Annotated in this window: 2 protein-coding genes; both read left to right on the forward strand. The window is 61.6% G+C overall.

Annotated elements, in window-relative coordinates; all coding sequences use genetic code 11:
* Positions 1 to 907: RCC1 domain-containing protein (locus tag QRX41_RS08345; RefSeq protein WP_396176810.1), on the forward strand; the 907-nt coding region annotated here is incomplete at its 5' end.
* Positions 908 to 1,776: 869 nt separating this feature from the next.
* Positions 1,777 to 4,315 (forward strand): RCC1 domain-containing protein (locus QRX41_RS08350; protein ID WP_313839948.1); only part of this gene is annotated, 2,539 nt, incomplete at its 3' end.

The raw sequence follows: 4,315 nt of genomic DNA on the forward strand, positions 1-4,315 counted from the left end.
GACGCCCGACCGGAAGGCGTACCCGGACCTGCCAGCGGACTTCACCTACCTGCAGGTCAGCGCCGGAAGCGCTCATTCCCTGGCCCTGGGCAGCGACGGGAACGCCTACGCCTGGGGATACAACAGCCAGGGCCAGCTCGGCGACGGGACAAGCAGCAACCGGAATGCGCCGGTCAGGGTGAAGACGCCCGACCGGAAGGCGTACCCGGACCTGCCAGCGGACTTCACCTACCTGCAGATCAGCGCCGGAGGCGATCATTCCCTGGCCGTGGGCAGCGACGGGAACGCCTGGGCATGGGGATGCAATTTGTGTGGCCAGTTCGGCAACAACAGCAGCGGCTCCCTTGTGAATCCTGTTCCTGTGCGCGTGCGCGACCCCGCCAGCCCCACCGACAAGAGCAAAGGACTGCAAGCCGCACAGGTCAGCGCCGGAAGCCATCTTTCGCTGGCCGTGGGCAGCGACGGCAACACCTGGGCATGGGGATACAACGGCTATGGCCAGCTCGGCAACGACAGCATCCCCACAGGGGCAAACAACAGTAAAGCCCAGAGCCCTGTTCCTGCGCCGGTGATGTTCCCTCTGACGCCGGTGATCACCGGCGTCAGATTCGACCAGACCCCCGCATCAGGGCTGACGCGCGGCGACGGCAGCAGCGTCACCGTGACCACGCCCGCACACCAGCCGGGCACGGTCACCGTCAGCGTGGACTACACGCTGGGCGGCGCACCCCAAACGCCCGACACCTCCCTCCGATACACGTACCTGCCTGCAGGCGTGCTCCCCAAAGCCGGAGGGGAAGGCATCCTGCTCGCCCTGGCCACCGGCATGACCGGCATGGGCGGGGTCCTCGCCTCACGCCGCCACCGGAAGGAACAACACCAACTGTCACACGCTTCGCACGAGTAAGAGCGGCCGGGCGGCGTATCAATCCCCCCCCCGCCCCCGGCCCATCAAGGGGGAGCAGGGAGGAACGTGCCACGTAAGGCTCAACCCCCAAGAGAGCCGACACTCCCTCCCGCGCCCCCACCACACTTCCGCAGGCAGGAAGCCGAGGGCAGGCATGCACGCCCCCGCCTCCGCCCGGGAGAGGAGGAAACACGGCCAGGCCGGCCAGGAGGCCTGACAGCCACCAGCCGGCCCGGCCGCTGTTCATTTCCCTTCCCCCTCCCTCCTCATGATTTGGCGAGCAGCCGCCTTTACCCAACCATCGAAGTCATCGCCACCCAGCGCTCGGACCTGGCTTGTGTGTGTTGCTTGTTAATCCGGTGGTATGGTGAAAAACGTGGGGGCGTCGAGAAGACAACTGGCTTCCGCCATTGGCTCATGCAATCCGATGCAGGGCTGGCGTTGAAGGACAGAAGGGCTTTTCGACGGACAGAACTTTAAACAAACAGACGGCATTTGGATTCGTTTGGTGTTGGTAAGGGGTTTTGGTTTCATGCATGTGGTTTCTCCTCTGCGTCGCGCGTTGGCGATGATGATCGTCCTGATCAGCCTGCTGGCAGGCTTGGGCGTCGCGTCCGCAAACGCGGCGGACGCTCCTGTACTCACCGGGGGGGGGGGGTCGTCAGACCCCTCGCGTAGCTAACGGAACCTCCGGCTTTTCCTCCAGCAACGCAACCAGCACACCACTGCCGTCACCCTCACCAATACAAACCACCACACCATTAAGCACCACGCCAGGCACCCCATCATCGACGACGGGAACACCCGGCAGCGCAGACCCCACTCCGGCTCAATCAACCGAACAAGCAGATAATCAAGCTTCGCACATCGTGCATTTTGACCCCGCCGACGGCAGCAAGCCAACACAAGTAACCGTAAAGACCGGGACTCTCGCCACTCCCCCGCAACACAATCCTCAACGTCCCGGCTTCCGCTTCGACGGGTGGACACTCGACAACCAGTCTTTTGACTTCCAGACCCCCATCCTCCAGGACACGACCCTGAAAGCCAGGTGGACCAAGGTCACGGACTGGACGCTGAGCCCGGATCATGGGCCCGCCACCGGCACCCACCTGACCATCAGCCCACCCGACCGACAGGAACCCTACTACACCAGCATTCAAGCCGCAGGAAACCAGGTTGTGGGCCTGACCGGCGACGGCCGCATCTACACCTGGACGCAAGACAGCACACCCAAACAGGTCCCCTCACCCGCCCAGGCTCCCGAAGGGTTCCACTACCTACAGGCCGCAGCCGGCAGCCGACGGCAGGCCGCACTCGGATCCGACCAGCACATCTACACCTGGAACAGCCTAGAGACCACGCCAACCATCCTCGCCACCGGCCAGGATGGCGGATTCACCAGCATCAGCATGCATGGTGATCGGCTCTTGGCAGTGGATCGGCAGGGACAGGTCCACGCCTTCCAGACCAGCCAGACCGACAGCCAGAGTCAGAATCCGAAACCTATACAACAGGCCGCGACCAGCCTACCCGGACAGGCACAAGCCGTCCTTGCCGTCGCCTCCAGCAACCGGATCCTCACCCTGGACTCCGACGGGCAAGCCTGGACGTGGGGTGCGGGCAACACCGAAAAAGCCGAGCCCACACGCGTCAAACAGGACCATGCTATGCGTTTCACCCAAGCCCACGCTCTTGACCAAGGGTTCCTCCTCCTGGACGCGGAAGATCAGACCTATCACCTGACCGACAGCGTCACGAGTCCCACAGCTCTCAGATTGCCGGATGGCGCGTATACCAGCCGAATCACAGCCAACGGCAGGCAGGCCTTGGTCACCGGGAAGGACGGCCGCATCTGGGCCTGGAAGCCTGGCAATACACCCGTGCGTGCAGACAAGGGGGTACAGGCCTACACGCAAGCCGCCAGCATCAGCAACAGGATCACCGCCATCGGAACTCAGGGCAGCATGTTCACGTGGAGCCTGGACCCTCAAGTCAATCCGGGGGAGCCAGCCAAGCTCGACACCGTCCCGGCGCCCACTCTGGAATCAGCCAGCATGGACAGCCAGCCGCTCAAACTCACCAAAAAAGATAACTCATGGCAGATAGACATACCCGCACACACGCCGGGGCCAACCGCCATCCTCATCGCCGGCAGACAAGACAACCAGCCTTTCACAAGAAGCCTTAAGTACACGGTCGACCAGAAGCTGACCAGAGACACCGAAACAGAAACCGGCTACACTGTCCACTTCAACACGGACGGAGGAAGCCCCGAACCAGAAGACCAGATTGTCTCCATCCCATACGGCAGAGTCCAACGGCCCTCCCCCGACCCAACACGCGATGGGTACCAGTTTGACGGATGGTTCATCGGCGAAGTCGCCTACGATTTCAGCACGCCCGCCACCAAGAACCTCATCCTCACGGCCAAATGGACACGCCAAGATCCAAATAACAAATGGAGCATCAACCCCAACAAGGGCAGCCAGCTGGGCAACGAATCCACCATCATCACCCCGCCAGGCAGCCACAGCGGTGTCAAATTCAACCAAGTCAGCAATGGGTATGGTGAACAATCTTTGGCTGTGGGCAGCGACGGGAACGCATACGCCTGGGGATACAACTACTATGGCCAGCTCGGCGACGGGACGACCACCAGCCGGACTACGCCGGTCATTGTGAGGCAGCCTGATACCAAGACGTATCCGGACCGGCCGGCGGATTTCACCTACGTGCAGGTCAGCGCCGGAGGCAATCATTCGCTGGCCTTGGGCAGCGACGGATACGTGTACGCCTGGGGACGCAACAACTATGGTCAGCTCGGCAATGGCACCACCAGTGACTTTTCTGTTCCTGTGCGCGTGCGCGACCCCGCCAACCCCACTGATGCGAGCAAAGGACTGAAAGCTATTCAAGTCAGCGCCGGAAGCAGTCATTCGCTGGCGCTTGACGCACAAGGGAACATCTGGACATGGGGATCTAATAATTGGAACGTCCTAGGCAAGAACGCCGTCAATTCGAGTTCCTCCTTTCCTGTACGCATATGCGACCCTGCACAACCCAACGATAAAACCAAGGGCTTGAAAGCAACACTGGTCAGCACTGGGTATGTGAATTCATCAGCACTAGATCTGAATGGAAATATCTGGGTATGGGGAGCAAACGACTATGGCCAGCTCGGCAACGGCACCAGTGCCAGCGGTGGCTCTTCGACTGTTCCTGTGCGCGTGCGCGACCCCGCCAGCCCCTACGACACGAGCAAAGGACTACAAGCCACACAAATGAGCACACACGGAAATCATACGCTGGCCGTCGGCAGCGACGGATACGCCTACGCCTGGGGATACAATAACTATGGCCAGCTCGGCAACAACACCACCAGCGGTGAAAATGCGAATCCTGTTC

Origin of the sequence: Bifidobacterium kimbladii, assembly GCF_032193675.1 — a bacterium.
Lineage (GTDB): Bacteria > Actinomycetota > Actinomycetes > Actinomycetales > Bifidobacteriaceae > Bombiscardovia > Bombiscardovia kimbladii.